Here is a 22,432-nt window from a genome sequence, read left to right on the forward strand (position 1 = left end):
GGCGCGTTAACCTTGCGCCATGCAGCAGCCGTTTGCCCTTCGCGGCACCCGCCGCCATCCGTTCCGCCGCCATGTGCGGCAGGTGGTCGCCCGCCAGCGCAAGGCGAGCGAAGACGGCGACGTGAAGCTCTTCGCGCTGAGCTTCACGGCCTTCTTCGTCTGCTTCTACACCTTCCTGCTATAGGTCCGATCCGCCTCGGCAGGTGTCGCGGCCGCGCGGGACATCGCCTTCCTTGTGCAGCTTGCGTGCGCACCAGGCCGAGGCCAGCGCCAGCACCGCCACCACCCATAGCGCATCCTCGACATTGACGCCCGGGATACGGGTGAAGCCGAAGATGCCCACCGACCCCAGCACCATCGCGCCGGAGTTGACGACGTTGTTCGCCGCCACGGTGCGCGCGGTCTGCGACTTTTCGACGGTGGTGGTCAGGAAGGCGTAGAGCGGCACGACGAACATGCCGCCGGTGGTGGCGATCATGATCAGGTCGCCCAGCGCATGCCACGCCGCCGGCATCTGAACGAAGTCCATCGTCTTGAGCAGCGGGCCTTCGTGGACCGGCCAATAATGGGCGGTGAAGTGGAAATCGATGACGAACACGGTCATCGCCAGCACCGAGGGCACGCAGTAGCGCGCCGAGACATTGCCCTTGAGCAGCTTGTTGATGATCACCGATCCGATCGCGATGCCGATCGAGAAGATGCCGAGGAACACGCTCGCCACGTCCTTCTGGGCGTGGAACACGTTCTTGACCAGCGGCGGGAACAGCACGCCGAGCACCGCCGCGATCGACCAGAACACGCTGATCGAGACGATCGCGAGGAACAGCCGGCGGATGTGCATCGTCGCCGAGATCAGCCGGGCCGAGGCGCGGAAGATGTTGAGGTCGATCTCCAGATGCGTCAGCGGCGGCGCGGGCGGGATCTGCAGCGAGGCGAGCCACCCGACCAGGGCGACGCCGATCACCGCGAAGGCGGCGGCATGCGCGCTGATCAGCCCGCCGGCGATGGTGCCGCACAGGATCGCGACATAGGTGCCCGCTTCGATCATGCCGGTGCCGCCCAGCACGTCGTCCTCGGCCAAGTGTTGCGGGAGGACCGCATATTTGATCGGCCCGAAGAAGGTGGAGTGCACCCCCATGCCGACCAGCGCGACCAGCATCAGCGGCAGGCTCTTGAGGAAGATGCCCGCGGCGCCGACCAGCATGATGCCGACCTCGGCCGCCTTGATGATCCGCATGATCTTGGCCTTGTCATGCGTATCGGCGAGCTGGCCGGCCAGTGCGGAGAAGAGGAAGAAGGGCAGGATGAAGATCCCCGTGGCGATCGCGCTGAACTGCGTCTCCTGCTCCACCGAGTTGAAAATCTGGTAGGTCGCGAAGAAGATCATCGCGTTCTTGAAGAGGTTGTCGTTGAACGCTCCCAGGAACTGCGTGATGAAAAGGGGCAGGAACCGGCGCTCCTTCATGAGCCCGAGCGCACCGATCATTCGATAAAAGCTCCCCTGCTGCGGTCTTCCGCATGGTGAAGGGGCGGCATACCGGGGGGCGGGCGCGGCTTCAATCGATTAATCGGAACGGGGTGGAGGGCAGGTGGAGAACGGGTCGAGAGAAGTCGCGATCGAGCCCATGGCGGTGCCGGCGAGCCTGGCCGGGGCGGTGGCAGGGCGGGCCTGGTTCGGTGACCGCGTCGGCCAGTCGGGCTGCGCTGTCTATCGGCTGGCGCAGGCGGGGGAGGGCGACCTCTATCTGAAGGTGGCGGGAGCTGAGACGCTCTCGGATCTGGTCGACGAGATGGCGCGGCTGCGCTGGCTCGGCGGAAGAGGTTTGGGAGGAGATGCTCGCCGCCATGCCCGCCACGTTCGACCGGGTGGTGACGCATGGCGACTTCTCGCTCGACAATCTGCTGGTGGCGGACGGGGAGGTCACCGGTTGCATCGATCTGGGACGGGTCGGCATCGCCGATCGCTGGCAGGACCTTGCGATCCTCTGGCACAGTCTGGCGGAGTTCGGCGACAAGGCCGCCGCGGCGATGCTCCAATCCTATGGAATCGCGGTTGATCCCGCCAGACTCGCCTTCCATCTCAGGCTCGACGAATTCTTCTGATCGCGCCTGCCTTTGGCCCTCCCGCTCGGCCAATGCCGGTGCTAGGGCTTTGCCGATGCTGACGTTGCCGAACATTCTCACCCTGTCGCGCATCTTCATGGTGCCGTTGCTGGTGGGATTCCTGTGGTGGCCGCATTGGGCGCCGGGATATGCGATCGCCTTCGCGCTCTACTGCCTGATGGGCATCACCGATTATTTCGACGGCTATCTGGCGCGGGCGCAGGGGACGGTGTCGAAGCTCGGCGTGTTCCTCGATCCGATCGCCGACAAGATCATGGTCGCGGCGGTGATCCTGATCCTGGTGGGCAAGGGGGTGATCGCCGACTGGCACGTCATCGCGGCGCTGGTGATCCTGCTGCGCGAGATCGCGGTTTCGGGATTGCGCGAGTTTCTCGGCGGGATTCAGGTTTCCGTGCCGGTGTCGCGTCTCGCCAAGTGGAAGACGACGCTGCAGCTGGTCTCGCTGGGCACGCTGATCCTGTCGGGTGCGGTGCCGGAATGGGGCTGGGTGCTGCTGGTCGGGATCGCCACCCTGTGGGGCGCCGCGGTGCTGACCGCGATTACCGGCTGGGACTATCTCCGCGTCGGCCTGAGCCACATGGACAGCTGATGGCCATTTCGATGCTCTATTTCGCCTGGGTGCGCGAGGCGGTAGGGACCGGCGAGGAGCAGGTCGATCCGCCCGAGGCGGTGCGCAACGTCGCCGACCTGATCGACTGGCTTTCGCAGCAGAGCGACGGCCATGCCGCCGCCTTCGCCGAGCCCGCGAGGCTCCGCGCCGCGATCGACCAGCGCTTCGTGCCGCTCGATGCGCTGCTGGGCAATGCGCGCGAAGTCGCGATCTTCCCGCCGGTGACGGGCGGATGATCCGGGTTTCGGTCGACCCCGCGCCGATCGAGCTCGGCGTCGAAGTCGCGGCGCTGGAGGAGCGGGGCGCCGGCGGTGTCGCCACCTTCACCGGCGTGGTGCGGACCGACGACGGCGTCGAGGCGCTGGAGCTCGAACATTATCCCGGCATGACCGAGGCGGCGCTGTGTGCGCTGGCGGAGGCGGCGATCGATCGCTGGAACCTGCTCGGCGTCACCATCGTCCACCGCGTCGGGCGGATGACCGCGGGCGAGCGGATCGTGTTCGTCGGCACCGCGGCGGCGCACCGGCGCGAGGCGCTGGAGGCCTGCGCCTATCTGATCGACCGCCTCAAGACCGATGCGCCCTTCTGGAAGCGCGAATGGCTGGCGGGCGGCACGCGCTGGGTGGAACCTCGGACGACTGACACGGAGGCGGCTGCTACCTGGGCATAGCTGTACAGGATATTCGATGATATTTGTACGCGCATGACCAAGCCGATGCACCTCAACGTCCGAGTCTCGGGCCCCTTGAGCGAATTCGTCGCCCGCAACGTTGGCGAGGACGGGCTGTACGAGAACGTCAGCGAATATGTCCGCGACCTGATCCGCCGCGACAAGGAACGGGTCGAGCGCGAGATGTTCGAGACGCTGAAGGCCGAACTGCAGCGCGCCTTCGCCACGCCGGACGAGGCGTATGTCGAGGTTACAGCGGACGAGGTGATACAGCGCAACCGGGCGCGGCGCGCCAAACGATGAGCGTCTTCTGCGTCGAACCGACGGCCGATCAACGGCTCGACGAAATTTACGAGTTCACCGCGGATCTTTGGGGTGAACAGCAGGCGGATCTCTACATCCAGCGCCTTTTCGATCGGTTTGCCGCGATTGCCGCGAGGCGGGTCCCGTGGCGTGCACTGCCACCCGACTTCGGTGTGCCGCTCTATTTCGCGCGGGCCGAACACCACGTCGTGTATTGGCGTGAGCGGGCGGATCGTGCGATCGGCATCGTCACCATCCTCCACGAGCGCATGCACCAGCTGGAGCGGCTCCGCGCCGTCTGGGAGCCCTAGGTCCGCGCCGCCGTCAGCACGTCTGCGAGCAGCCTGAAATCACGCTCGCGCGGAGATGCCTTGCGCCAGACCAGTGCGATGTTGCGCGAGGCATTGGCCGAATCCAGCGGGCGCGCCTTGACCGAGGTGTGCTCGAGGATGCCGGCGTCCACCGCCATCTCCGGCAGCATCGTCACCCCCAGGCCATTGTCGACCATCTGCACCATGGTGTGGAGCGATGTGCCGAGCATCGTTGCCTCGGCGCGCACCTCGGGCCGGTTGCAGGCGGCCAGCGCATGATCCTTCAGGCAATGGCCGTCTTCCAGCATCAGCAGCCGCGTCTCGTCGATCGCGTCGGGATGGATCGTCGCGGTCGGGTCCATCTCGCCGTCGCGGAAGGCGACGAACAGCCGGTCGTCGAACAGCCGGGCGCTCTCCACGTCGCCGCAGGAGAAGGGGAGGGCGAGCAGCACGCAATCGGTGCGGCCGTGGCTCAGCGCCTCGCAGGCCTGGCCGCTGGTCTCTTCGCGCAGATAGAGCTTGAGGTCGGGATATTGCTGGCGGAGCCGCGGCAGGATGCGCGGCAGCAGGAACGGCGCGATGGTGGGGATGACGCTCATCCGCATCTCCCCCGAAAGCGGGCGACCGGCGGCGCGGGCGAGATCGCCCAGTTCATCCGCCTCGCGCAGCACGCGGCGGGCCTTCTCCACGATCCGCTCGCCCAGCGGCGTGAAGCGGACCACCCGGCGGGTGCGCTCGACCAGCACCACGCCGATCAGCGTCTCCAGCTCGCGAATGCCGGCCGACAGAGTCGATTGGGTGACGAAGCACGCCTCCGCCGCACGGCCGAAATGGCCGGAATCATTGAGCGCCACCAGATATTGCAGCTGCTTGAGGGTGGGGAGGTAGGTTTGCGCCACTGATCGCCTCTCTCGATGGTCGAGCGGGTATATAGTGGCTGGATCGAACATGGGAAGCGAAAGCTCCCCTCCCGCGAGCGGGAGGGGAGAGGGCTCAGGCGGCAACAGCCTGAAGTTCTTCTTCCGGCAGGCGGATCATGTAGTCGAAGGCCGAGAGCGCCGCAGTCGAACCCGCGCCCATCGCGATGACGATCTGCTTGTACGGCACAGTGGTGCAGTCGCCCGCCGCGAAGATGCCGGGCTGGCTGGTCTCGCCGCGCGCATCGATCTCGATCTCGCCGCGCGTAGTGAGTGCCACCGCGTCCTTCAGCCATTCGGTGTTGGGCACCAGGCCGATCTGGACGAAGATGCCTTCCAGCGCGATGTCGTGCTCGACGCCGCTGTTGCGGTCCTTGTAGCTGAGGCCCGAGACCTTCTCGCCGTCGCCATTGACCTTGGTGGTCATCGCCGAGGTGAGGATCTTCACGTTGGGCAGGCTGGCGAGCTTGCGCTGCAGCACCGCGTCGGCGCGGAGCTGGCTGTCATACTCGATCAGCGTGACGTGCGCGACGATGCCGGCCAGGTCGATCGCGGCCTCGACACCCGAATTGCCGCCGCCGATCACCGCGACGCGCTTGCCCTTGAACAGCGGGCCGTCGCAGTGCGGGCAATAGGCCACGCCCTTGTTCTTGTATTCGTTCTCGCCCGGCACGTTCATCTGCCGCCAGCGTGCGCCGGTGGAGAGGATGATCGCCTTGGCCTTCAGGCTCGCGCCGTTGGCCAGCACGACCTCGTGCAGGCCGCCCTCGCGCTGTGCCGGGATCAGCTTTTCGGCACGCTGGAGGTTCATGACGTCGACGTCATAGTCCTTCACATGCTGCTCGAGCTGCGCGACCAGCTTGGGCCCTTCGGTGTGCGAGACCGAGATGAAATTCTCGATGCCCATGGTGTCGAGCACCTGGCCGCCGAAGCGCTCGGCCGCGACGCCGACGCGGATGCCCTTGCGCGCCGTGTAGATCGCGGCTGCAGCGCCGGCGGGGCCGCCGCCGATGATCAGCACCTCGAACGGGTCCTTCTGTTTGATCTTCTCGGCCGCGCGGGCTTCGGCGCCGGTATCGATCTTCGCGACGATCTGCTCCAGGTCCATCCGGCCCGAGGCGAAGGGTTCGCCGTTCAGGTACACGGTCGGCACGGCCATGACCTTGCGGCCCTCGACCTCTTCCTTGAACAGCGCGCCGTCGATCGCCGTGTGGCGGATATTGGGGTTGAGCACCGCCATCAGGTTCAGCGCCTGCACCACGTCCGGGCAGTTCTGGCACGACAGCGAGAAATAGGTCTCGAAGCTGAACTCGCCCTTGATGTTGCGGACCTGCTCGATCAGTTCCTGTGCCGCCTTGCTCGGGTGGCCGCCGACCTGGAGCAGGGCGAGCACGAGCGAGGTGAACTCATGCCCCATCGGGATGCCGGCGAAGCGCACGCCGAGTTCGGCGCCCTTGCGGCGGATCATGAAGCTGGGCTTGCGGCGGTCGTCGGCGTGGACGAGGTCGATCTTGTCGGAAAGCGCGGCGATGGCCGCCAGCAGCTCGCCCAGCTCGCGCGACTTGGCGTCGTCGCCCAGGCTGGCGACGAGCTCGATCGGCTCGCGGATGTTCACGAGATAGCCCTTGAGCTGCTGCGTCAGAGTGGCGTCGAGCATGGGAAAACTCCTGTGTGTCTCACTAAAACGGCCCGGAGCGGAGGGGGGATCCGCTCCGGGCCGCGAACGGCGCCCGCAAGGGGGGGGCAGGGGCAGGCGCCGTAACCTTTGCTCCTCTCCTTATAGGGGAGGATAGCCTGGCTTAGATCTTGCCGACCAGGTCGAGCGACGGCGCGAGGGTCTCGGCGCCTTCTTCCCACTTGGCGGGGCAGACTTCGCCCGGGTGGGCGGCGATGTACTGGGCTGCCTTGATCTTGCGGAGCAGCTCGGTGGCGTTACGGCCGACGCCTTCCGAGGTGATTTCCATGATCTGGATCACGCCGTCCGGATCGACCACGAAGGTGCCGCGGTCGGCCAGGCCCTGGCCCGCACGCAGAACGTCGAAGTTGTTCGAGATGGTGTGGTTCTGGTCGCCCAGCATGTAGTAGTTGATCTTGCCGATCGCGGGCGAGGTGTCGTGCCACGCCTTGTGGCTGAAGTGGGTGTCGGTCGAGACCGAGTAGACTTCAACGCCCATGCCCTGCAGGGTCGGGTAGATATCGGCCAGGTCTTCCAGTTCGGTCGGGCACACGAAGGTGAAGTCCGCCGGGTAGAAGAAGAAGACCGCCCACTTGCCCTTCACGTCGGCGTCGGTGACTTCGACGAACTTGCCTTCCTTGTAGGCCTGTGCGGTGAACGGCTTGATGGTGCTGCCGATGAGAGCCATGAGTGTTGTTCCTCCAGAACGGGGGTTGCTGTTGCGAAGCCGGATATAGACGGCTGCAACGCCCCTGTGAAATTGGAAGACCCGCTTGGGCTGATCGAGTATATCACTCAATAGCAGACTTTTGATCGATGTTGCGAGGGGAGCTGGTCGCGGGGCGAGAGCTGCAACCCAGCTACCGTGGGCGCCGAAGGCGGCGCGGTCAAGGCGCCGCTGGAAGCCGAAGGATTTGTACCGCGCGGCGTAATCCGGCGGACGCGCGCCTCGCGACAGCAAATTCGGCGCGGTCTGCGAACATTGGGCGGCGACCCGCTGGACTCTCCGCGCCGGACGGTAGCGTCAGGCCGGAACGGTCGCTGCAATCGGATCACGGTCCGCGACGGGCGCCGCGTCCGTGGCAATGGGCGCCTGGCTGCTCGGCCCTTTGCGGGACAACCACTTGCGCGAGGCATCCCGCGCGGGTGCCTCGATCCAGCGATAGGTTGCCGCGGAGACCAGTACCACCACTCCGAGCACGACGAAGACCATCAGGTCGGGCGCGAAGGTGACGATCTTCAGGGTGCCGCCTGTGTTGAAGCGGGTTTCGATCAGCGGGTGGTGCAGGCTGGTGCCGACGAGCGAGAGGACGTCTAGGCTACGCGCGACCACCAGCGTATGGACCATGTAGATCGAATAGGACAGCGTCCCGAGCAGCAGGAAGGGCCGCAGCTTCAGCAGGCGGCTGATCAGGCCCTGTTCGGCCGCGAACAGGATCACCGTTGCAGCGAACAGCAGCGGTGCGAGGACCGGGACGGCGCCCGCTGCGACCATGGCGATGCACGCCGCCGTCGCGATCAGTTCCAGCGTCGTGGCCGGTAGCAGCCCCAGCGCGGGCCAGCGCATTCTCGCGACCAGCATCCAGGCAAGCACGCCCAGCGAGAAGCCGAGGATGCAGCGCGCAAAGCTATACGCGGTCGCCGGGTCCCAGGCGGGCGGACCGGCAAGTGCCAGCACCAGCCCGGCCGAAATGGCGAGCGCAGCGGCCATGGGGGCCGTCCAGCGGGGCAGGGCGCGGAAGAGCACCGCCATCAGCAGATAGGTCCATACTTCCGCGGCGATGCTCCAGCTCGGGCCGTTCCAGACGATCGAGGGGAAGCCGCAGAAAATCTGCACCAGGGCGAGCGAGCCGGCGAGTTCGCCGAGCGTCCGCGGGTCGGAGAAGGGGGTGCGGTGGCTCAGGCCCGCCGTTCCGACGAGCGCGCCGACAATCTCCATTGCAAGGAACAGCGCGAGGATCGCGAAATGGAGCGGGTAGACCCTGCCGAGCCGCAGCAACATGAACTTGCCCACCGAATAGCCGGTGCGCAGCCGCTCAAGATAGCCGCAGGAAATCACGAAGCCGCTGAGGACGAAGAAGAAGTCCACGAACATCCAGCTGTTGTGCACCAGGCTGGAATTGGTGACGCGGCCGGTGGAGTGCAGGTGAAACAGGACGATCATGCAGGCGCAGAGGCCGCGTAGGCTGTCGAGCGCCAGAAAACGGGCTCGAACCGCATGCGCGGATGTGCTGCTGGAGAGTGCCTCCACCATCAAATTCGGCCCCCTGATGTCCCGGTCTGCCATGGCTTATCATTTTTGAGTCCCGAGTGGAATAGAGGCTGGTGCCGCGACATGGCCGTTTCGGGACGAGGGTTTCGCAGCGCGCGGGATCGTCAGGGTGCGGTGGCGGGGATCGGCGAGGCGACAGGACGAAGACGCTCGCCAAGGCGCTTGCCGAAGCGCCAGGCCGGCCGCTCTATCAGCAGATAGGTCACCGCAGTGACCAGCACGATCAGCATCGCCAGCGCCGGGATCAGTAGCGGCAGCGCCGCCAGCGGCAGGCTCCGCACGATCGAGGTCGCATCGACGAACAGCAGGTTGAGCAGGATGCCGTGCAGCAGATAGATGCCAAACGAGATCTCGCCCACCACCGCCGCGCCGGGCAACGAGAAGATGCCGCCGAAGCCGTTCCCCGCCGCCACGCAGCAGAAGAAGAAGGCGAAGGCGAAGAACGCGGGGGTGAGCGCATGGTGGGACAGGGTCAGCGCCGGGATCATCGCCAGCGTGGCGAGGATCGCAGCGAGGGGGGAGGCAAGCCAGCGGCGGATGGCGTCCCGCGCGCAGAGTTCGTACGCCAGCATTCCCGCGGCGAAGAGCGGCCAGAAGGTGACGAGTTTCCCGCCGACATGCGCCACATTGGCGGCGGCGCCCACCGCCAGCACCAGCAGCGGCACGGTCCAGCTCGGCAGCCTGACGATCTTGGCGAGTTGCAGGCCCAGCGCCACGACGGGCAGCAGCAACAGGTAAAACAGCCATTCCTGCCATAGCGACCATAGCACCAGCGCATTGACCAGCCCGCTATCGGCATAGCCCATGATCGGCACTTCGCGGTGCGCGCTGATCCATTCGAGCGCGGCGCGGGCATAGCTGGCGTCGGGGCGCGCGCCGGTCCGCAGCGCGATCACCAGCGAGATCAGCAGGAACGATATGGCGACCAGCGGCACGATGCGGAAGAAGCGCCCGACATAGACCTTCGGCCAGAAGACATGGTTGATGCCTTTGAGCGCGGTGGGATAGAAGACCAGCCCGGTGATCATGAAGAACAGCGCCACCGCGCCGGCGCCGAGCTGGTTGACGAAGGGCAGGTCGGCCGCAGACCAGGGCTGGCCGTACACGACGACATGCGTCCAGATCCAGAAATGGTGGCTGAGCACCGACAGCGCGAGAAAGCCGCGCAAGCCGTCGATATTGCCGAAGCGCGGCCCCTTGGGCACCGGAAAGCCGCCCCGCCGCAGCACGCCGCCCACCAGCACCGCGGCGATGAGGGACACGAAGTAGAAGAAGAGGAAGCTGAGCGTGAAGGCGTCGACCGGCAGACTCACGTAGTTTGACCTCTTTTTCGCGGCGATATTACCCCATCGCTACCATGCAGCGCCTGGCTTTGCACGCGTTGCGCCGCAGCAATGCGGTCAGGCGAGCGCGCGATAGAGGCTGAACGCGCTGGTCGCAGTCAGCACGATGCCGACCAGGCTCAGCAGCAGCCGCACCGGCATGCGCTTGGCGAACATCGCCCCGAACGGCGCCGCGATGACGCCGCCGAGCAGCAGCCCCAGCACCGGATGCCAGAAATCGGGGGTGAAGCCCTGCGCGCCGATATGGAACAGGAAGGTCGCCGAGATGGTCAGCGTCAGGAAGAATTCGGTGGTATTGACCGTGCCGATCGTCGTGCGCGGCTGCGCGCCCTGGACGAGCAGGTTGCTGGTCACTACCGGCCCCCAGCCGCCGCCGCCCGCCGCGTCGAGGAAGCCGCCGGCCAGCCCCAGCGGCTCGACGATCTTCGGCTCGCGGTGGTGCGGCGCGAAGCGGATCGCGCGGAACAGCAGATAAAGGCCGATGGCAGACAGATAGGCCATCACGAACGGCCGAGTCACCGAAGCATCGAGCGTGGTGAGCACATAGGCGCCGAGCACGCCCCCGATAATGCCGGGGATCAGCAGCCGCGCGAACAGCCGCCAGTTGACATTGCGATGGAGGACATGGCTGAGCCCGGAGACGCCGGTGGTCATCGTCTCGACCAGATGGACGCCCGCCGAGGCGGTGGCGGGGGCGATGCCCAGCACGCTCACCAGCAAGGTACTGGAGATCACCCCGAAGGCCATGCCGAGCGCGCCGTCCACCAACTGGGCGGCGAAACCGACGGCGATGTAGGGCAGCATTTCGGCGAGCGTGATTCCGGCGAGCATCCATGCCCCTGTTGCGGCGGTCGGCCTCTCGAAATGGCGGGTTCTGCTAAATCCTACAACCCCGATAGTGTATGATCGGGACGGGCCCGCTTCTGGGCGATGCTGGAAATTTCGCGGACGCTCCCCTATTTTGCGGGCTGCAAAGGGGTCCGGCCATGTACCAGCGTCTCAAGCGCTATCTCGATTCGATTCATGCGCGCGATCCCGCGCCACGCAGCCGGCTGGAAATCCTGCTCTATCCGGGCGTCTGGGCGCTCGGCTATCACCGCATCGCGCACGCGCTGTTCCGCCGCCGCTTCTTCTTCCTCGCCCGGCTGGTCAACCACTGGTCGCGCTGGATGACCGCGATCGACATCCATCCGGGCGCGACGATCGGGCATGATTTCTTCATCGACCATGGCTTCGTCGTGATTGGCGAGACCGCGATCATCGGCGACAATGTGACGATCTACCAGTGCGTGACGCTGGGCGGCACGAGTCCCGACAATGGCGTGGGCGGCAAGCGTCACCCGACGCTGCTCGACGGCGTGATCATCGGCTCCGGCGCGCAGGTGCTGGGCCCGATCACGGTGGGCGAGCGCGCGCGGATCGGCGCCAACGCGGTCGTCACCAAGGACGTTGCCCCCGGCGCGGTGATGGTGGGCATCCCGGCCAAGCCGACGCTGGTCGAGGCGATGACCTGGCAGAAGGACTTCGTTCCCTATGGCACGCCGTGCAGCGACGTGTTCGACCCCGCCAGCCAGAAGCTTGAGCTGATGCGCTGCGAGCTGGATACGCTGCGCAAGCGGCTCGACGCGATGATCGCCGAGCGCGAGGCCGAGGCCGAACGGCGCGATCGGGCCTGATGGGAACCGTCACCCCGCTTCCCCTCGCGCGCGCCGAGCAGGTCGGCTTCGATCGCCTCGAACTCAACCGGATCCTCGATCTCTACGGCCGGATGGTCGCGGCGGGGCATTGGCGCGACTATGCGATGCAGTTCGAGAAGGACTATGCCGCCTTCGCCGCATTCCGCCGCGCTGCCGAGCGGCCCGAATATCGCATCGAGAAGCGGCCGGCCTTGCGCAATCGCCAGGGCATGTGGGCGCTGGTCAACGAAAGCGGCGCGGTGCTCAAGCGCGGGCATGAACTCGGCCCGGTGCTCGCCCCGGTCGAGCGCCGGCTGATGAAGCTGGTGGAAGAATAGGCTAGCCGCCCCTCCCGGCGGTTTCGGCACGCGTCCCCGTCCGGGATTGCTGCGATGCGGTACGTCAAACGCCCCATGGCGGCGCATGCCGTTTCCCCAAAGTCTGCAGGCACAAGCCAGCCGCACACGTGGCGGCCAGGGACCAAAGCAGAAAAAGGGGGCTAGGGTGGCACGATCGATTTCCCGCGCGGCGCTGTTGGGTGCAACCGTTCTCGCAAGCTTCGGCGCGACCCGTGCGGCGGCACAGACCGAAGGCGCAGGCACCGCTGCCGTCCAGCAGAGCGAGGATCAGGGCGGCACCAGCGGCAACGAGATCGTCGTCACCGGCAGCCGCCGCAGCGTGACCCTGCAGGACGCGCCGATCAACATCAGCGCGGTGTCGCAGGAGACGCTGCAGCGCCAGCGCGTCGACGATATCCGCGGGCTCGCCGCCTTCACCCCCGGCGTCACCATCGTCGATACCGGCCCGGCCAGCTCGGGCAACGTCATCCTGCGCGGCCTGTCCTCGGGGGACACCAGCGCGACCGGCGCCAACGCCAATGACTCGGTCGGCATCTATCTCGGCGAAGTGCCGCTGTATCTCGATTTCAAGCTGATCGACATCGAGCGGGTGGAGACGCTGCTCGGGCCGCAGGGCACCTTGTACGGCCTCGGCACGCTGGCGGGCGCGGTGCGCTACATCCCCAACCGCCCGAACACGAGCCGTTTCTCGGTCGACCTTCACGGCCGCGGCTATGCCCAGTCGCACAGCGACGATTTCGGCCGCATCGGCGACGTCACGGTCAACCTGCCGCTGATCGCCGACCATGTCGCGCTGCGCTCGGTCGTCGGCTATTACGACAATCCGGGCTTCATCGATTACGACTATCTGCTGCAGAAGCCCGGCATTTCCGATCCGCAGCCGGTGCGCGGCACCGCCGCCGCCGATGCCTCGCTCGGCACCCGCGCCGATTATGCGCAGAACTTCAAGCGCGCCGCCGACGTCAATTTCGAGCACACCTTCACCACGCGCAACACGCTGCTGCTCGAATATAACCCCAACGTGAAGGCGTTCCTGACCTACGCGCACCAGGATACCAAGACCAACGGCCGCCAGGCGAACGGCGCCGGGGTGCTCGGCACCGGCAACTATGTCGGCCCGTGGCGCTATCTGGAGCCGTTCCACCGCGCGGCGGACCTGTTCTCGGCCGAGCTCAACATCAACCTGTTCAACGTGGTGAACCTGGTCAGCACCACCGCCTATACCGAACAGAAAATCACCAATGTCGACGACAATACCGATCTGTTGCTCGACCTGAACTACGGGTACGAGGCGTTCCCGGCCTTCTCCTCCTTCGCCAACAACCATCGCAAGTACAAGCAGCTCAACCAGGAGGTCCGGCTGGTCTCGTCGCATGGCGGGCCGGTGAACTGGGTGATCGGCGGCTTCTACAACCGGCTGAAGTATGCGAGCGATCGCCAGGAATACACGCCGGGCTTCGCCGCCTTCGCGGGCATCAACCGGCCCGACGACCTCGAATATATCTCCTTCGTCGACACCAAGACGGTGGAGAAGGCGGTGTATGGCGAGGCGACGCTGCACGCGACCTCGGCCTGGCAGGTCACCGGCGGCCTGCGCTACTTCAAGTACGACGCGACCGCGACCGGCGGTACCGACACCCCGCTGTTCGGCGGCGGCCTAACCCGCACGCCCTATCCGCTGATCCAGTTCGATCCCAGCCGGGTGCGCTCCGGCAGCACCGGCGACGACGGCTTCGTGTGGAAGGCGAACACCTCGTACAAGTTCAGCCCCGACCTGCTCGCCTATGCCACCTACAGCACCGGCTACCGGATCGGCGGCGTCAACCGGGTCGCCCCTTGCGTGGTCCCGCTGCCGCCGGGGCAGAATGTCTGCGCGCTGCCCAACGAGCTCGCCTACAAGCCCGACAAGACGCGCAACATCGAGGTCGGCGTGCGCGCCTCGCTGTTCGACAAGCGCCTCCAGTTCACGCTCGATGCGTTCCGGGTGAAGTGGGACGACGTGCAGGTGCCGAGCCAGACGGTGAACGGCGCGGTGGGCATCACCACCAATGCGGGTGCGGCGGTCTCGAAGGGCATCGAATTCTCGGGCTCGTTCCGGATCGTGCCCCGGCTCACCCTGCAGGGCACCTATGCCTATGTCGACGCGCATCTGAGCGAGGACTTCCCCGAGCTGGTCGTCAGCCAGGGCGTCCGCTACGACGCGAAGAACGGCGATCGGCTGCCGGGCTCGGCGAAGCATTCGGGCAGTGCGCAGCTGATCTACACCCAGCCGCTGCCCCAGGGCGGCGAGATCGAGGCGACCTGGGCGGCGACCTATACCGGCGACATCTATTCGCGCGTCGGCCTGCGCGGCTTCGGCGAGGCGATCCCCGACTATATGACCCACCGCGCCTCCGTCACCTATCGCGACAAGACGTACGAGGTGAGCCTGTTCGCCGACAACATCTTCGACAAATACGCCTATACGTCGATCAGCAACGACATCAGCTCGTTCAACCAGACGCGCACCGGCGTGGTCGAGCGTTATTATGCCCGATCGGTGCTGACCCCGCGGCGCGTCGGCATCGACTTCCGCATCCACTACTGACCGCCGCCGCCCCGCGGGGCGGCGCGCACCGACTTGCTCCCGCGGGAGGCGCCCCTCGCGCCTCCCGCTCCCCTTCGTACAAGGTGAAGACATGCTGAAATTGCTGGTTACCCCGCCCGCCGGCGCCCAGACGGTCGTCGAGGCGCAGGAGGGGCTGAGCGTGATGGAGATCCTCCGCGACGCCGGGTTCGAATCGCTGCCGGCGTTCTGCGGCGGCTGCCTGTCGTGCGCGACCTGCCACGTCTATGTCGACCCGGCCTTTGCCGCGCTTCTGCCGCCGATGTCCGACGACGAGGATGCGCTGCTCGACGGTGCCGAGCAGCGCCGGCCGACGTCGCGGCTTTCCTGCCAGATCGCCTTTGGCCCGGCGCTCGACGGCCTCACGGTGGAGATCGCGCCCGACCTGGGCTGACCGGAGTCCGCGTCAGGCGTCCATCGGCCCGAGATCGGCCTCGGCGATCATCGCGAGGCGGTGCGCCTGTACCTTGGCCGCCAGCTGCACGCGGATACCGTCCAGGGCGTCCGCGGGGATGGAGAGCCGGCCGAGGCTGCGGCGCACCGAGGCGCGATTCTTGTGGATCTTGAAGAACAGGATCTGGGTGATCGCTTCGTCCGCCGCCAGTCCGAACGCGGCCATCTCCGCGAACAGTCCCTCCTCAGCAGTCTGACGAACATAGGTGAACTGGAATCGGCCGATTTTCTGGCGCGTGCTGCGCTTGTTGAACAGCGCGATGAAGGGCGCCTTGCCGTTCATCTGGTAGAGCCCGTCGAGCACCGCGAGCACCGCCTGCGCGGCGCCGGCGATCGGCGCCAGGAACGCGGTGATCACGCCGGTGATGGCCTGGTGCACGTCGAGCCCGTCGCCCTTCACGTCGAGCTCGGCGGTGTCGCGCTGCTGTACCAGCCAGCCGAGCCGCATCATCCAGCGGAAATAGGCATCGAAGAACAGCATCGGATCGGCATCCTGGCCGACCTCCTGGAGCGCCATCAGCTGGGCGAACAGCGCGCTGTCCGAGATCGCCTGGCGAAACTGCGCTTCCACGCCAGTCCCGAACGAGACGACATCGGCACCGATCACCAGCGACTGCTCCCTTGCCGGATCGAACTCGGGCAGCCCGCCGCCGGCCGGGGCGTCGGCGGCGAAGGCTTGCGCCGGCGGGAGATGGGCGGCGGCAATGGCTTCGCGCGCTTCGTGGATGGTCGGCATCGAATCTCCCCTTCTGGTCGTCAGAGCACGCGATATTCGAGATACAGGTCGGTTTCGGTGATCCGGGCCAGGAAATCGGCATCGACGTCCGCCAGCTCGGGATCGGCGGCGCGCGACGCGGCGTCATAGTGGCGGTCATTGCGCAGGATGCGGTCCCTGGTGCGCGCGCGCAGCGCCGCCTTCACCCGCGGATTGGGCATCTGCCAGCCGCTGCTGCCCTGCCTCTTGCCGAATTCCTCGTCGGTCGGCACCGCCGCGACCAGATCGTCGCGCGTCATCATCGCCAGGCCTTTCTCGTCCAGCGTGGCATTGTGGCTGCCGTGATGCCCCACCTTGTAGAAGCGGGTGCGGTTGAGGATTTGCTCGGCGCTGTGCTCGGTGCCGGTCTCGTCGCGATAGGATTGTTCGTGCCACGACAGCCAGTTGCCCACCTGCGCATCGGCGGCGAAGACCATCGAGGTGCCGTCGGGCAGGTCGAAGGCGAGCGCCAGGCTGGTATTGTTGGTGTCGCTGTCGAGCTTGAGCGCGAGCGGATCGGCGATGCCCAGCCAGTCGGCGTCGATCCTGCGGCGCGCGTTCATCTTGTACAGCGCCGGGTCGCTCTTCTGCGTGCTTTCGTTGCCGAAATAGCGCGCGGCGAGCCAGGCGGCGTCGTCGGAGTCCAGCGTGCCCTGCTCGACGTCCGCCACGGGGAGCGTGCGATATTGCGGCGCAAACGGCGTGTCGGTGCCGCTACCGAGATCGCCCCCTTGCGCGAAGCGCAGGATCGCGTCGCTCAGTTGCAGGTCGGTGAGATAGGTTTCCTGCGCCTTGCCCGACGAGGGCTTGTCCTTGAACAGGAATTCCTCGTCCCGCGGCGGCCCCAGCACATAGGCGCGCAACGCCGGCCCGCCGGGCTTCGCCGCCGGGGTGGGCAGCACCGTGCCGGGCTCGAGGAACTGGGGCGGGGCCTTCGACTTGCCCTTGAGCGCGGCCATGATCTCGCGGCCCTGCAGGCGCTTGGCGCCGTTGCTCGCCGCCCCGCGAAAGCCCTGCAGCCCCACCGTCTGCGCTGCGGCGGCCGCGGCGGGCGAGGCGGGGTCCTGGGTGATCCGCTCGGCCAGCGCGCTCAGCGCCGCGCCGGTCTTGTCGAAGCGTTCGCGCAGCCGCTGGACCTGGGGATCGCCCTCCTTCTCGGTCCAGCCCATCCACAGATGGGCGATCTCCAGCGTCTCCGCGCCCGTCTCGGGATGGGCCGCGCCGAGAAACACGTCGCGCGCCTGCGAGAAGCCGGAGATGTGATCCCAATGCTCGTGCGTCACCACCAGCAGGTCGAGCACGCCGCCGCTGGTCTGCACGATATCGGCCGCGATCGTCTTCATCCGCGCATCGGCATCGGCGCTGCCGAGCAGCAGCCCGCAATCGATCAGGATGTGCGAGGCCTGGTCGCCCTCGGCGAGTCGGAGCAGGAAACAGTCGCCGAGCATGCCCTTGTACGCGGCGTCGGGCGAGAGCGCCCGGTACATGCGGACATAGACCTGGAGCGGCGCGGTGGCGGCGGTTGCGGTTGCGGTGCTGGCCATCACGACCCCCGATGGATGAAGGCGAAGGGTTCGCGCGGGTTGCCGGTGACGGCGGCGGTCGCGGCGATCATGTCGCCGCTGCGGAAGGCGCGTTCGCGCGCCAGCCGGGCGTCGTCGTCGATGCGCTTGCGCAGCACGCGCAGCAGCCGTCCGTCGCGCAGGTCGATGTGCAGCGTCGCGCCCCCGCGGAACCAGAAGTCCGGGGTCTTCCAGCGCAGCGCGCCGATCACGCCCTTGTCGCCCGAATCGGCGGCCTTCTGTTCCTCGGGATCGAAATAGGCGCGGCGGCGCTGGACGATCTGCGCGATCAGCATGTGCATCTCGGACCCGTCGGGCCCCGTGCGCCGCGAGATCCGGGCCGAGTGGACTTCGACATTGGGCACCGCACCGGGATCGGTCCCGCCGGAGATCGAACGCAGCGCGGCGGGAGCGTTCACGTCCGCCACCCGGGCGCAGGCCGGGGTCAGCTTCACGCCCAGCAGCCGCTCCCAATCGTGGCGATCGGTGGTGCACTGTTCGAGCCATTGGTGGATTGCGCGCTGGTTTTGGGTGACCACCCGCATCGCCAGGTCGCGCAGGTTGCGACCCCCGGCCGGGCCGGAGCGATAGTCCCGCCGCGTATAGGTGACCTTGCCGCTGCTGGCTTGCTCCTCGCTCTCCGCGCTGCGCTCCCCAAGGCCATCGTCCGCCTGATCGAACGCGACGTCGAACTGAAGCCGCTTGAGCATGTCGGCGAACCACCAGGCGAGCGCGTCGTCCGGATCCATTCTCGCCTGGGGCGGGGCCTCGCCCTCCGGCGTGCCGTTGGCGCGCGCTATCAGGGCCGGATATTCCTCGGGGCGCGGCGAGTCCCACAACAGGCTGTCCGGCGCCATCGAGATGCAGCCGGGAACGGTGATGCCCCAGCGCTTGAACGCCTCGACGAAGGCGACGCGGTAGTGGAGCGGATCGTCGCGGACGAGATCGGTGTCGGCGGTGATGATCGCGCGCAGATATTCGCCGAAGGTCATGCCGATCGGCGGCAGATAGTCTAGCGCGCGCACGCACATCCGCAGCACCTGGTCGGCAGCCTTGGCCGCTTCCTGCGTCAGCCGCCCGACGAGATCGGGGCTGAGGCCGTTGCCCGGTACCAGGCCGGGGCGGGCGAGCCGCAGCAGGTCTTCGCTGCGCCGCTCGTAGATGGTGACGAACGCATCGAACACCGCCGCGACCAGGAACCCGCCCCGCGCATGCGGCTCGGTCGTCTCGCGCAGCTTGGCGATGGCGGCGGCGATGCTCTCGGCCGAACCCTGGTGCGTCCGGGCGCGATCGCCCAGCGCCTCCAGCGCGTAGCGGAGCGACTTGCTGCGCCCGATCGCGCGGCCGAACTGCTCGCCCAGCCCGGTCAGCAGCCCCGGCTCCCGCAGCGAGCCGTGGCTGGCGGCGAGCAGCTGGCGCACCACCGGCGCCATCGAGAAATGCTGGAGCAGCGCGACGATGTCGGCAAAGCCTTCGTGGAAGGCGCGGGCGTCGACATGGCTCGGGTCGATCGAGCGCTGGCGCATGCCGTGGAGGATCGCATGCGTGGTCTCGTGCGCGATCACGTCCTGCGACAGGCAGGTGAACACCCAGCTTGCCTGCACGTCGGCGGCGCTTTCCGGTGGCTTGAAATAGCCGAACAGCAGCGCGCGCTTGTCCGGGCTGTAATAGGCATTGGCCTCGCGCAGCGCGTGCGGATAGATCCGCAGCCGCCGGGTGAAGTTGCGCTCGATCGCGCCCGGCGGCAGCTCTGCTGACGAAAGCCTTTCGTCGCGGGCCCACAGCACCACGCGGCCCAGCGCGCGCTCGAAAGCCCGGATCGTCCGCATCACGACCGCGAACACCATCTGCTGGTGGAATTGCGGGCGCCCCTCGGAGGGCTCCAGCCCGCCGTCGCGCAGCCAGGGGTCATCGAGATCGACCGGCGCGTAGAACAGTCCGGCGGCCGGATCGATGTCGATCACCTCGACATAATCGTTGACCGGGCCCTTTTCGAGCGGCGCCTCCCAGCGCTGTTCCCACGGCAGCTCGATGACATAGTCGTTGGCCATCGCCGTGGCGAGCGTGACCGAGGCCTGGGGATCGAAGGCATAGACCTTCAACCGCCGCACGGCCGGCTTCGGATAATTGGTACTCACACGCCTCTCCCCCTCGAGAGCAGTGTTTTGCGACCCAGCGATGAAGTTCTTATGTGCGACCGGCACGTCGTCCCCCGGAAGATGGGCCACCCGGCAAGGCGGCGATCCGGACGAGGTTCGACTCCCTATCGCTGCGATAGCAGGTCAGCGTGACGATGATAAGCGCGCAATCGTCGCCGCAGCCTCAGCCGCGCACGTCCTCCTGGACCATGTCGATCTCGCGCACCCCGCGCAGGCGGCGGGCGTTGCTCACCAGCTCGCGCAGCTTCTCGCGGCGTTCGCGGGCATATTCGACGTCGCGGATCACCAGCGGGCCGCCGCGAGTCGTCTCGTCCGACGAGGTGATGGTGAGCGTCCCGATGCCCGAGATCTGGTTGACGATCGAATAGTCGAGCCGCACGTCCTTCACCCGGTACAGCTCGATCTCGTCGATCGATTTGCGGACGATGCCGCGATAGAGGACGATCCGGTCTTCGGTAACCTCGTACAGCGTCGCCTTGTTGGCGATCCAGCGAACCGCGAGAATGACGAAGCCCACGCCGACCAGGCACAGCGCCACGGTCGCCCAGCCGGCAAACGAGCCCTTGAGCCATCCGGCGGTGGAGGATTGGAAGCGGTCGATCAGCTGCGCCATGCCGCCATCATAGCCGGGCCGGCGGCCGCCGCAACGGGGATGTCAGCCTGCCACGGGGGTGAGGAACCGGACCATCTCCTCGCGGCTGATCTTGTCGTCACGGTTCGTATCCGCCCCGATGAAGCTGCGGTCGATCCACGCCTTCGCCTCCGGCTTTTCAGGCTTGAAGTCGGGGTCCTTGGCGGTGCGCAGCGCAATTAGCCAGCTGCCATATTCGGTCTTGTCGAGCGCGCCGTCGCCATTGGCGTCGTAGCGGGCGAACTGCGCGTCTGCCGGCAGCTTGGCCGGGTCGGGCCGGGGCGTGGGCTGCGCAGTCTCGGCGGCGGGGGGCGGGGCGCCAGGCGCGTCGGCGCCTTGCAGCGGCTGGTCGGCGGGGGTGGGCTGGGTGCCCGGCATCGCCTGGTTGGCGGAGGCGGAGGGTTGGCCATGCTGCGCGGGTTGCGCGGGGGTCTGCTGCGCCGGGGCGGTGACCTGCAGGGTGGCGGCGAGCAACAACGGCGTCAGCATTCGGTGATCTCCTCGCGTCGGACAACGGCCGGGGCGTCGGTTCGGTTGCCGCTGTGGCCGGTTCTTGCTAGGCGCGGCGGCGACCCGCCCGGGCCTGCCGGGCACTCCCATTCCGCACAGAAGGAACGCCATGGTCCCCCGTTATGCCCGCGCCGCGATGACCGACATCTGGTCGCCCGAGACGCGCCTTGCCATCTGGTTCGAGATCGAGGCGCACGCCACGCAGGCGCTCGCCGATCTGGGCGTGGTGCCGCAGAGCGCCGCCAAGGCGCTGTGGGACTGGTGGGCGACCAAGCCGGCGATCGACGTCGCCGCGATCGACGCGATCGAGGCGGTGACCAAGCATGACGTGATCGCCTTCCTCACCTGGGTGGCCGAACAGGTGGGCGAGGAAGCCCGCTTCATGCACCAGGGCATGACCAGCTCCGACGTGCTCGACACCTGCCTCGCGGTGCAGCTCGCCCGCGCCAGCGACCTGCTGCTCGCCGATATCGACGCGCTGCTCGAAGTGCTCGAGCGCCGCGCCCGCGAGCACAAGATGACCCCGACGATCGGCCGCAGCCACGGCATCCATGCCGAGCCTGTCACCTTCGGCCTCAAGCTCGCCGAGGCGCATGCCGAGTTCCAGCGCAACAAGGCGCGCCTGCTCGCCGCGCGCGCCGACATCGCGACCTGCGCGATCTCGGGCGCGGTCGGCACCTTCGCCAATATCGATCCGCGGGTGGAGGCGCATGTCGCGGCCAAGCTGGGCCTGTCGGTCGAGCCGGTCTCGACCCAGGTGATCCCGCGCGACCGCCACGCGATGTTCTTTGCAACCCTGGGCGTGATCGCCTCGTCGATCGAGCGGCTTGCGGTGGAAATCCGCCACCTGCAGCGCACCGAGGTGCTGGAGGCCGAGGAATATTTCTCGCCCGGCCAGAAGGGCTCGTCGGCGATGCCGCACAAGCGCAACCCGGTGCTGACCGAGAACCTGACCGGCCTCGCCCGCATGGTGCGCGGCTATGTCACCCCGGCGCTGGAGAATGTGGCGCTGTGGCACGAGCGCGACATCAGCCACTCCTCGGTCGAGCGCTATATCGGCCCGGACGCGACGATCACGCTCGACTTCGCGCTCGCTCGTCTGACTGGCGTGGTCGACAAGCTGCTGGTCTACCCGGTGCGCATGCAGAAGAATCTCGATCGCATGGGCGGGCTGGTCCACTCGCAGCGCGTGCTGCTGGCGTTGACCCAGGCCGGCGTGAGCCGCGAGGACGCCTATCGCCTCGTCCAGCGCAATGCGATGAAGGTGTGGGAATCGGACGGCGAACTGTCGCTGATGGAACTGCTCAAGGCCGATCCCGAAGTCACTGCGGCGCTGAGCCCCGAGGTCATCGAAGAGAAGTTCGACCTCGGCTATCATTATCGCCACGTTGACACGATCTTCGCGCGCGTTTTCGGCGCCGCATAATTTGAGGCCATTCCGGCCCTAATGGAACACATCCACGGCAAGCGGTTTTTGCTTGTCGTGGATCGCCGCCTC

General features: G+C 67.1%; 23 protein-coding genes and 1 pseudogene. 12 read left to right on the plus strand and 12 right to left on the minus strand.

Annotated features, from left to right (window positions below; translation table 11 throughout):
* Positions 1 to 19 precede the first annotated feature (19 nt).
* A complete protein-coding gene (locus GGR89_RS13670; protein WP_164542669.1) occupies positions 20 to 184 on the plus strand; it encodes a hypothetical protein in 165 nt (54 codons plus the stop codon).
* Here GGR89_RS13670 and GGR89_RS13675 read toward each other — a convergent pair.
* Entirely contained in the window at positions 179 to 1,486 is a 1,308-nt protein-coding gene (locus GGR89_RS13675) for an MFS transporter (RefSeq protein WP_125976561.1), read from the minus strand. The two genes, GGR89_RS13670 and GGR89_RS13675, sit on opposite strands and share 6 nt — an antisense overlap.
* A 103-nt stretch (positions 1,487 to 1,589) precedes the next feature.
* On the opposite strand from GGR89_RS13675, the pseudogene GGR89_RS22900 reads away from it, so the two are divergent.
* From GGR89_RS22900 to GGR89_RS13705, 6 genes and pseudogenes are all read left to right on the plus strand, one after another.
* A pseudogene (locus GGR89_RS22900) lies at positions 1,590 to 2,103 on the plus strand (phosphotransferase).
* Positions 2,104 to 2,158: 55 nt separating this feature from the next.
* Complete coding sequence (gene pgsA / locus GGR89_RS13685; RefSeq protein ID WP_125976563.1) at positions 2,159 to 2,713, plus strand: CDP-diacylglycerol--glycerol-3-phosphate 3-phosphatidyltransferase; 555 nt, start codon at positions 2,159 to 2,161, stop codon at positions 2,711 to 2,713.
* Entirely contained in the window at positions 2,713 to 2,970 is a 258-nt protein-coding gene (moaD, locus tag GGR89_RS13690) for a molybdopterin converting factor subunit 1 (RefSeq protein WP_125976565.1), read from the plus strand. Before pgsA ends, moaD begins: the two co-directional genes overlap by 1 nt.
* Positions 2,967 to 3,404, plus strand: a complete 438-nt coding sequence (locus GGR89_RS13695) for a molybdenum cofactor biosynthesis protein MoaE (protein ID WP_125976567.1) — start codon at positions 2,967 to 2,969, stop codon at positions 3,402 to 3,404. The genes moaD and GGR89_RS13695 overlap by 4 nt, the downstream gene beginning before the upstream one ends.
* Positions 3,405 to 3,437: 33 nt before the next feature.
* Positions 3,438 to 3,707 (plus strand): ribbon-helix-helix domain-containing protein, encoded by a 270-nt coding sequence (locus GGR89_RS13700; RefSeq protein ID WP_125976569.1) that lies wholly within the window; start codon positions 3,438 to 3,440, stop codon positions 3,705 to 3,707.
* Positions 3,704 to 4,018 (plus strand): type II toxin-antitoxin system RelE/ParE family toxin, encoded by a 315-nt coding sequence (locus GGR89_RS13705; protein ID WP_125976571.1) that lies wholly within the window; start codon positions 3,704 to 3,706, stop codon positions 4,016 to 4,018. Before GGR89_RS13700 ends, GGR89_RS13705 begins: the two co-directional genes overlap by 4 nt.
* Here the strand turns inward: GGR89_RS13705 and GGR89_RS13710 are convergent.
* From GGR89_RS13710 to GGR89_RS13735, 6 genes are all read right to left on the minus strand, one after another.
* Positions 4,015 to 4,917 carry a hydrogen peroxide-inducible genes activator gene (locus GGR89_RS13710; protein WP_241213438.1) on the minus strand — a complete coding sequence of 301 codons (903 nt, stop codon included), beginning with the start codon at positions 4,915 to 4,917 and terminating at the stop codon, positions 4,015 to 4,017. The genes GGR89_RS13705 and GGR89_RS13710 overlap by 4 nt on opposite strands.
* A gap of 94 nt (positions 4,918 to 5,011) precedes the next feature.
* Positions 5,012 to 6,592, minus strand: a complete 1,581-nt coding sequence (ahpF, locus tag GGR89_RS13715) for an alkyl hydroperoxide reductase subunit F (protein WP_125976575.1) — start codon at positions 6,590 to 6,592, stop codon at positions 5,012 to 5,014.
* 142 nt (positions 6,593 to 6,734) lie between these two features.
* Positions 6,735 to 7,298, minus strand: a complete 564-nt coding sequence (gene ahpC, locus GGR89_RS13720; protein WP_125976577.1) for an alkyl hydroperoxide reductase subunit C — start codon at positions 7,296 to 7,298, stop codon at positions 6,735 to 6,737.
* Between the two features lie 336 nt (positions 7,299 to 7,634).
* Entirely contained in the window at positions 7,635 to 8,897 is a 1,263-nt protein-coding gene (locus GGR89_RS13725) for an acyltransferase family protein (protein ID WP_125976580.1), read from the minus strand.
* A gap of 89 nt (positions 8,898 to 8,986) precedes the next feature.
* Entirely contained in the window at positions 8,987 to 10,195 is a 1,209-nt protein-coding gene (locus GGR89_RS13730) for an acyltransferase family protein (protein ID WP_164521776.1), read from the minus strand.
* 87 nt (positions 10,196 to 10,282) lie between these two features.
* A complete protein-coding gene (locus GGR89_RS13735; RefSeq protein WP_125976584.1) occupies positions 10,283 to 11,056 on the minus strand; it encodes a sulfite exporter TauE/SafE family protein in 774 nt (257 codons plus the stop codon).
* 155 nt (positions 11,057 to 11,211) lie between these two features.
* On the opposite strand from GGR89_RS13735, the gene epsC reads away from it, so the two are divergent.
* From epsC to GGR89_RS13755, 4 genes are all read left to right on the plus strand, one after another.
* On the plus strand, positions 11,212 to 11,901 hold the full coding sequence (gene epsC / locus GGR89_RS13740) for a serine O-acetyltransferase EpsC (RefSeq protein WP_125976586.1): 690 nt from the start codon (positions 11,212 to 11,214) through the stop codon (positions 11,899 to 11,901).
* A complete protein-coding gene (locus GGR89_RS13745; RefSeq protein WP_125976588.1) occupies positions 11,901 to 12,239 on the plus strand; it encodes a DUF2794 domain-containing protein in 339 nt (112 codons plus the stop codon). The genes epsC and GGR89_RS13745 overlap by 1 nt, the downstream gene beginning before the upstream one ends.
* A gap of 166 nt (positions 12,240 to 12,405) precedes the next feature.
* Complete coding sequence (locus GGR89_RS13750) at positions 12,406 to 14,847, plus strand: TonB-dependent receptor (protein WP_125976590.1); 2,442 nt, start codon at positions 12,406 to 12,408, stop codon at positions 14,845 to 14,847.
* A gap of 91 nt (positions 14,848 to 14,938) precedes the next feature.
* On the plus strand, positions 14,939 to 15,259 hold the full coding sequence (locus GGR89_RS13755; protein WP_125976592.1) for a 2Fe-2S iron-sulfur cluster-binding protein: 321 nt from the start codon (positions 14,939 to 14,941) through the stop codon (positions 15,257 to 15,259).
* A gap of 12 nt (positions 15,260 to 15,271) precedes the next feature.
* Here GGR89_RS13755 and GGR89_RS13760 read toward each other — a convergent pair whose 3' ends face one another.
* The 5 genes from GGR89_RS13760 to GGR89_RS13780 all read right to left on the minus strand — a co-directional run bounded on the left by GGR89_RS13760 (position 15,272) and on the right by GGR89_RS13780 (position 20,913).
* Positions 15,272 to 16,054 carry a hypothetical protein gene (locus tag GGR89_RS13760; RefSeq protein ID WP_125976594.1) on the minus strand — a complete coding sequence of 261 codons (783 nt, stop codon included), beginning with the start codon at positions 16,052 to 16,054 and terminating at the stop codon, positions 15,272 to 15,274.
* A gap of 20 nt (positions 16,055 to 16,074) precedes the next feature.
* Positions 16,075 to 17,616: an MBL fold metallo-hydrolase gene (locus GGR89_RS13765; protein ID WP_125976596.1), complete on the minus strand. Its 1,542-nt coding sequence runs from the start codon at positions 17,614 to 17,616 to the stop codon at positions 16,075 to 16,077.
* Positions 17,616 to 19,772 carry a gluzincin family metallopeptidase gene (locus GGR89_RS13770; RefSeq protein WP_125976598.1) on the minus strand — a complete coding sequence of 719 codons (2,157 nt, stop codon included), beginning with the start codon at positions 19,770 to 19,772 and terminating at the stop codon, positions 17,616 to 17,618. Before GGR89_RS13770 ends, GGR89_RS13765 begins: the two co-directional genes overlap by 1 nt.
* Before the next feature lie 184 nt (positions 19,773 to 19,956).
* Entirely contained in the window at positions 19,957 to 20,406 is a 450-nt protein-coding gene (locus tag GGR89_RS13775; protein ID WP_125976600.1) for a PH domain-containing protein, read from the minus strand.
* 42 nt (positions 20,407 to 20,448) lie between these two features.
* A complete protein-coding gene (locus GGR89_RS13780) occupies positions 20,449 to 20,913 on the minus strand; it encodes an EF-hand domain-containing protein (protein WP_167712981.1) in 465 nt (154 codons plus the stop codon).
* A 130-nt stretch (positions 20,914 to 21,043) separates the two neighbouring features.
* On the opposite strand from GGR89_RS13780, the gene purB reads away from it, so the two are divergent.
* On the plus strand, positions 21,044 to 22,360 hold the full coding sequence (gene purB / locus GGR89_RS13785; protein ID WP_125977681.1) for an adenylosuccinate lyase: 1,317 nt from the start codon (positions 21,044 to 21,046) through the stop codon (positions 22,358 to 22,360).
* The last annotated feature ends 72 nt before the right edge of the window (positions 22,361 to 22,432 follow it).

The organism is Sphingomonas trueperi (assembly GCF_011927635.1).
In the GTDB taxonomy this organism is placed as follows: Bacteria; Pseudomonadota; Alphaproteobacteria; order Sphingomonadales; family Sphingomonadaceae; genus Sphingomonas; species Sphingomonas trueperi.

Coding starts and splice junctions, on each gene's coding strand:
- GGR89_RS13670 (WP_164542669.1), top strand. CDS start 20: ATGCAGCAGCCGTTTGCCCTTCGCGGCACCCGCCGCCATCCGTTCCGC.
- GGR89_RS13675 (WP_125976561.1), bottom strand. CDS start 1,486: ATGATCGGTGCGCTCGGGCTCATGAAGGAGCGCCGGTTCCTGCCCCTT.
- pgsA (WP_125976563.1), top strand. CDS start 2,159: ATGCTGACGTTGCCGAACATTCTCACCCTGTCGCGCATCTTCATGGTG.
- moaD (WP_125976565.1), top strand. CDS start 2,713: ATGGCCATTTCGATGCTCTATTTCGCCTGGGTGCGCGAGGCGGTAGGG.
- GGR89_RS13695 (WP_125976567.1), top strand. CDS start 2,967: ATGATCCGGGTTTCGGTCGACCCCGCGCCGATCGAGCTCGGCGTCGAA.
- GGR89_RS13700 (WP_125976569.1), top strand. CDS start 3,438: ATGACCAAGCCGATGCACCTCAACGTCCGAGTCTCGGGCCCCTTGAGC.
- GGR89_RS13705 (WP_125976571.1), top strand. CDS start 3,704: ATGAGCGTCTTCTGCGTCGAACCGACGGCCGATCAACGGCTCGACGAA.
- ahpF (WP_125976575.1), bottom strand. CDS start 6,592: ATGCTCGACGCCACTCTGACGCAGCAGCTCAAGGGCTATCTCGTGAAC.
- ahpC (WP_125976577.1), bottom strand. CDS start 7,298: ATGGCTCTCATCGGCAGCACCATCAAGCCGTTCACCGCACAGGCCTAC.
- GGR89_RS13725 (WP_125976580.1), bottom strand. CDS start 8,897: ATGGCAGACCGGGACATCAGGGGGCCGAATTTGATGGTGGAGGCACTC.
- GGR89_RS13735 (WP_125976584.1), bottom strand. CDS start 11,056: ATGCTCGCCGGAATCACGCTCGCCGAAATGCTGCCCTACATCGCCGTC.
- epsC (WP_125976586.1), top strand. CDS start 11,212: ATGTACCAGCGTCTCAAGCGCTATCTCGATTCGATTCATGCGCGCGAT.
- GGR89_RS13745 (WP_125976588.1), top strand. CDS start 11,901: ATGGGAACCGTCACCCCGCTTCCCCTCGCGCGCGCCGAGCAGGTCGGC.
- GGR89_RS13755 (WP_125976592.1), top strand. CDS start 14,939: ATGCTGAAATTGCTGGTTACCCCGCCCGCCGGCGCCCAGACGGTCGTC.
- GGR89_RS13760 (WP_125976594.1), bottom strand. CDS start 16,054: ATGCCGACCATCCACGAAGCGCGCGAAGCCATTGCCGCCGCCCATCTC.
- GGR89_RS13765 (WP_125976596.1), bottom strand. CDS start 17,616: ATGGCCAGCACCGCAACCGCAACCGCCGCCACCGCGCCGCTCCAGGTC.
- GGR89_RS13775 (WP_125976600.1), bottom strand. CDS start 20,406: ATGGCGCAGCTGATCGACCGCTTCCAATCCTCCACCGCCGGATGGCTC.
- GGR89_RS13780 (WP_167712981.1), bottom strand. CDS start 20,913: ATGCTGACGCCGTTGTTGCTCGCCGCCACCCTGCAGGTCACCGCCCCG.
- purB (WP_125977681.1), top strand. CDS start 21,044: ATGGTCCCCCGTTATGCCCGCGCCGCGATGACCGACATCTGGTCGCCC.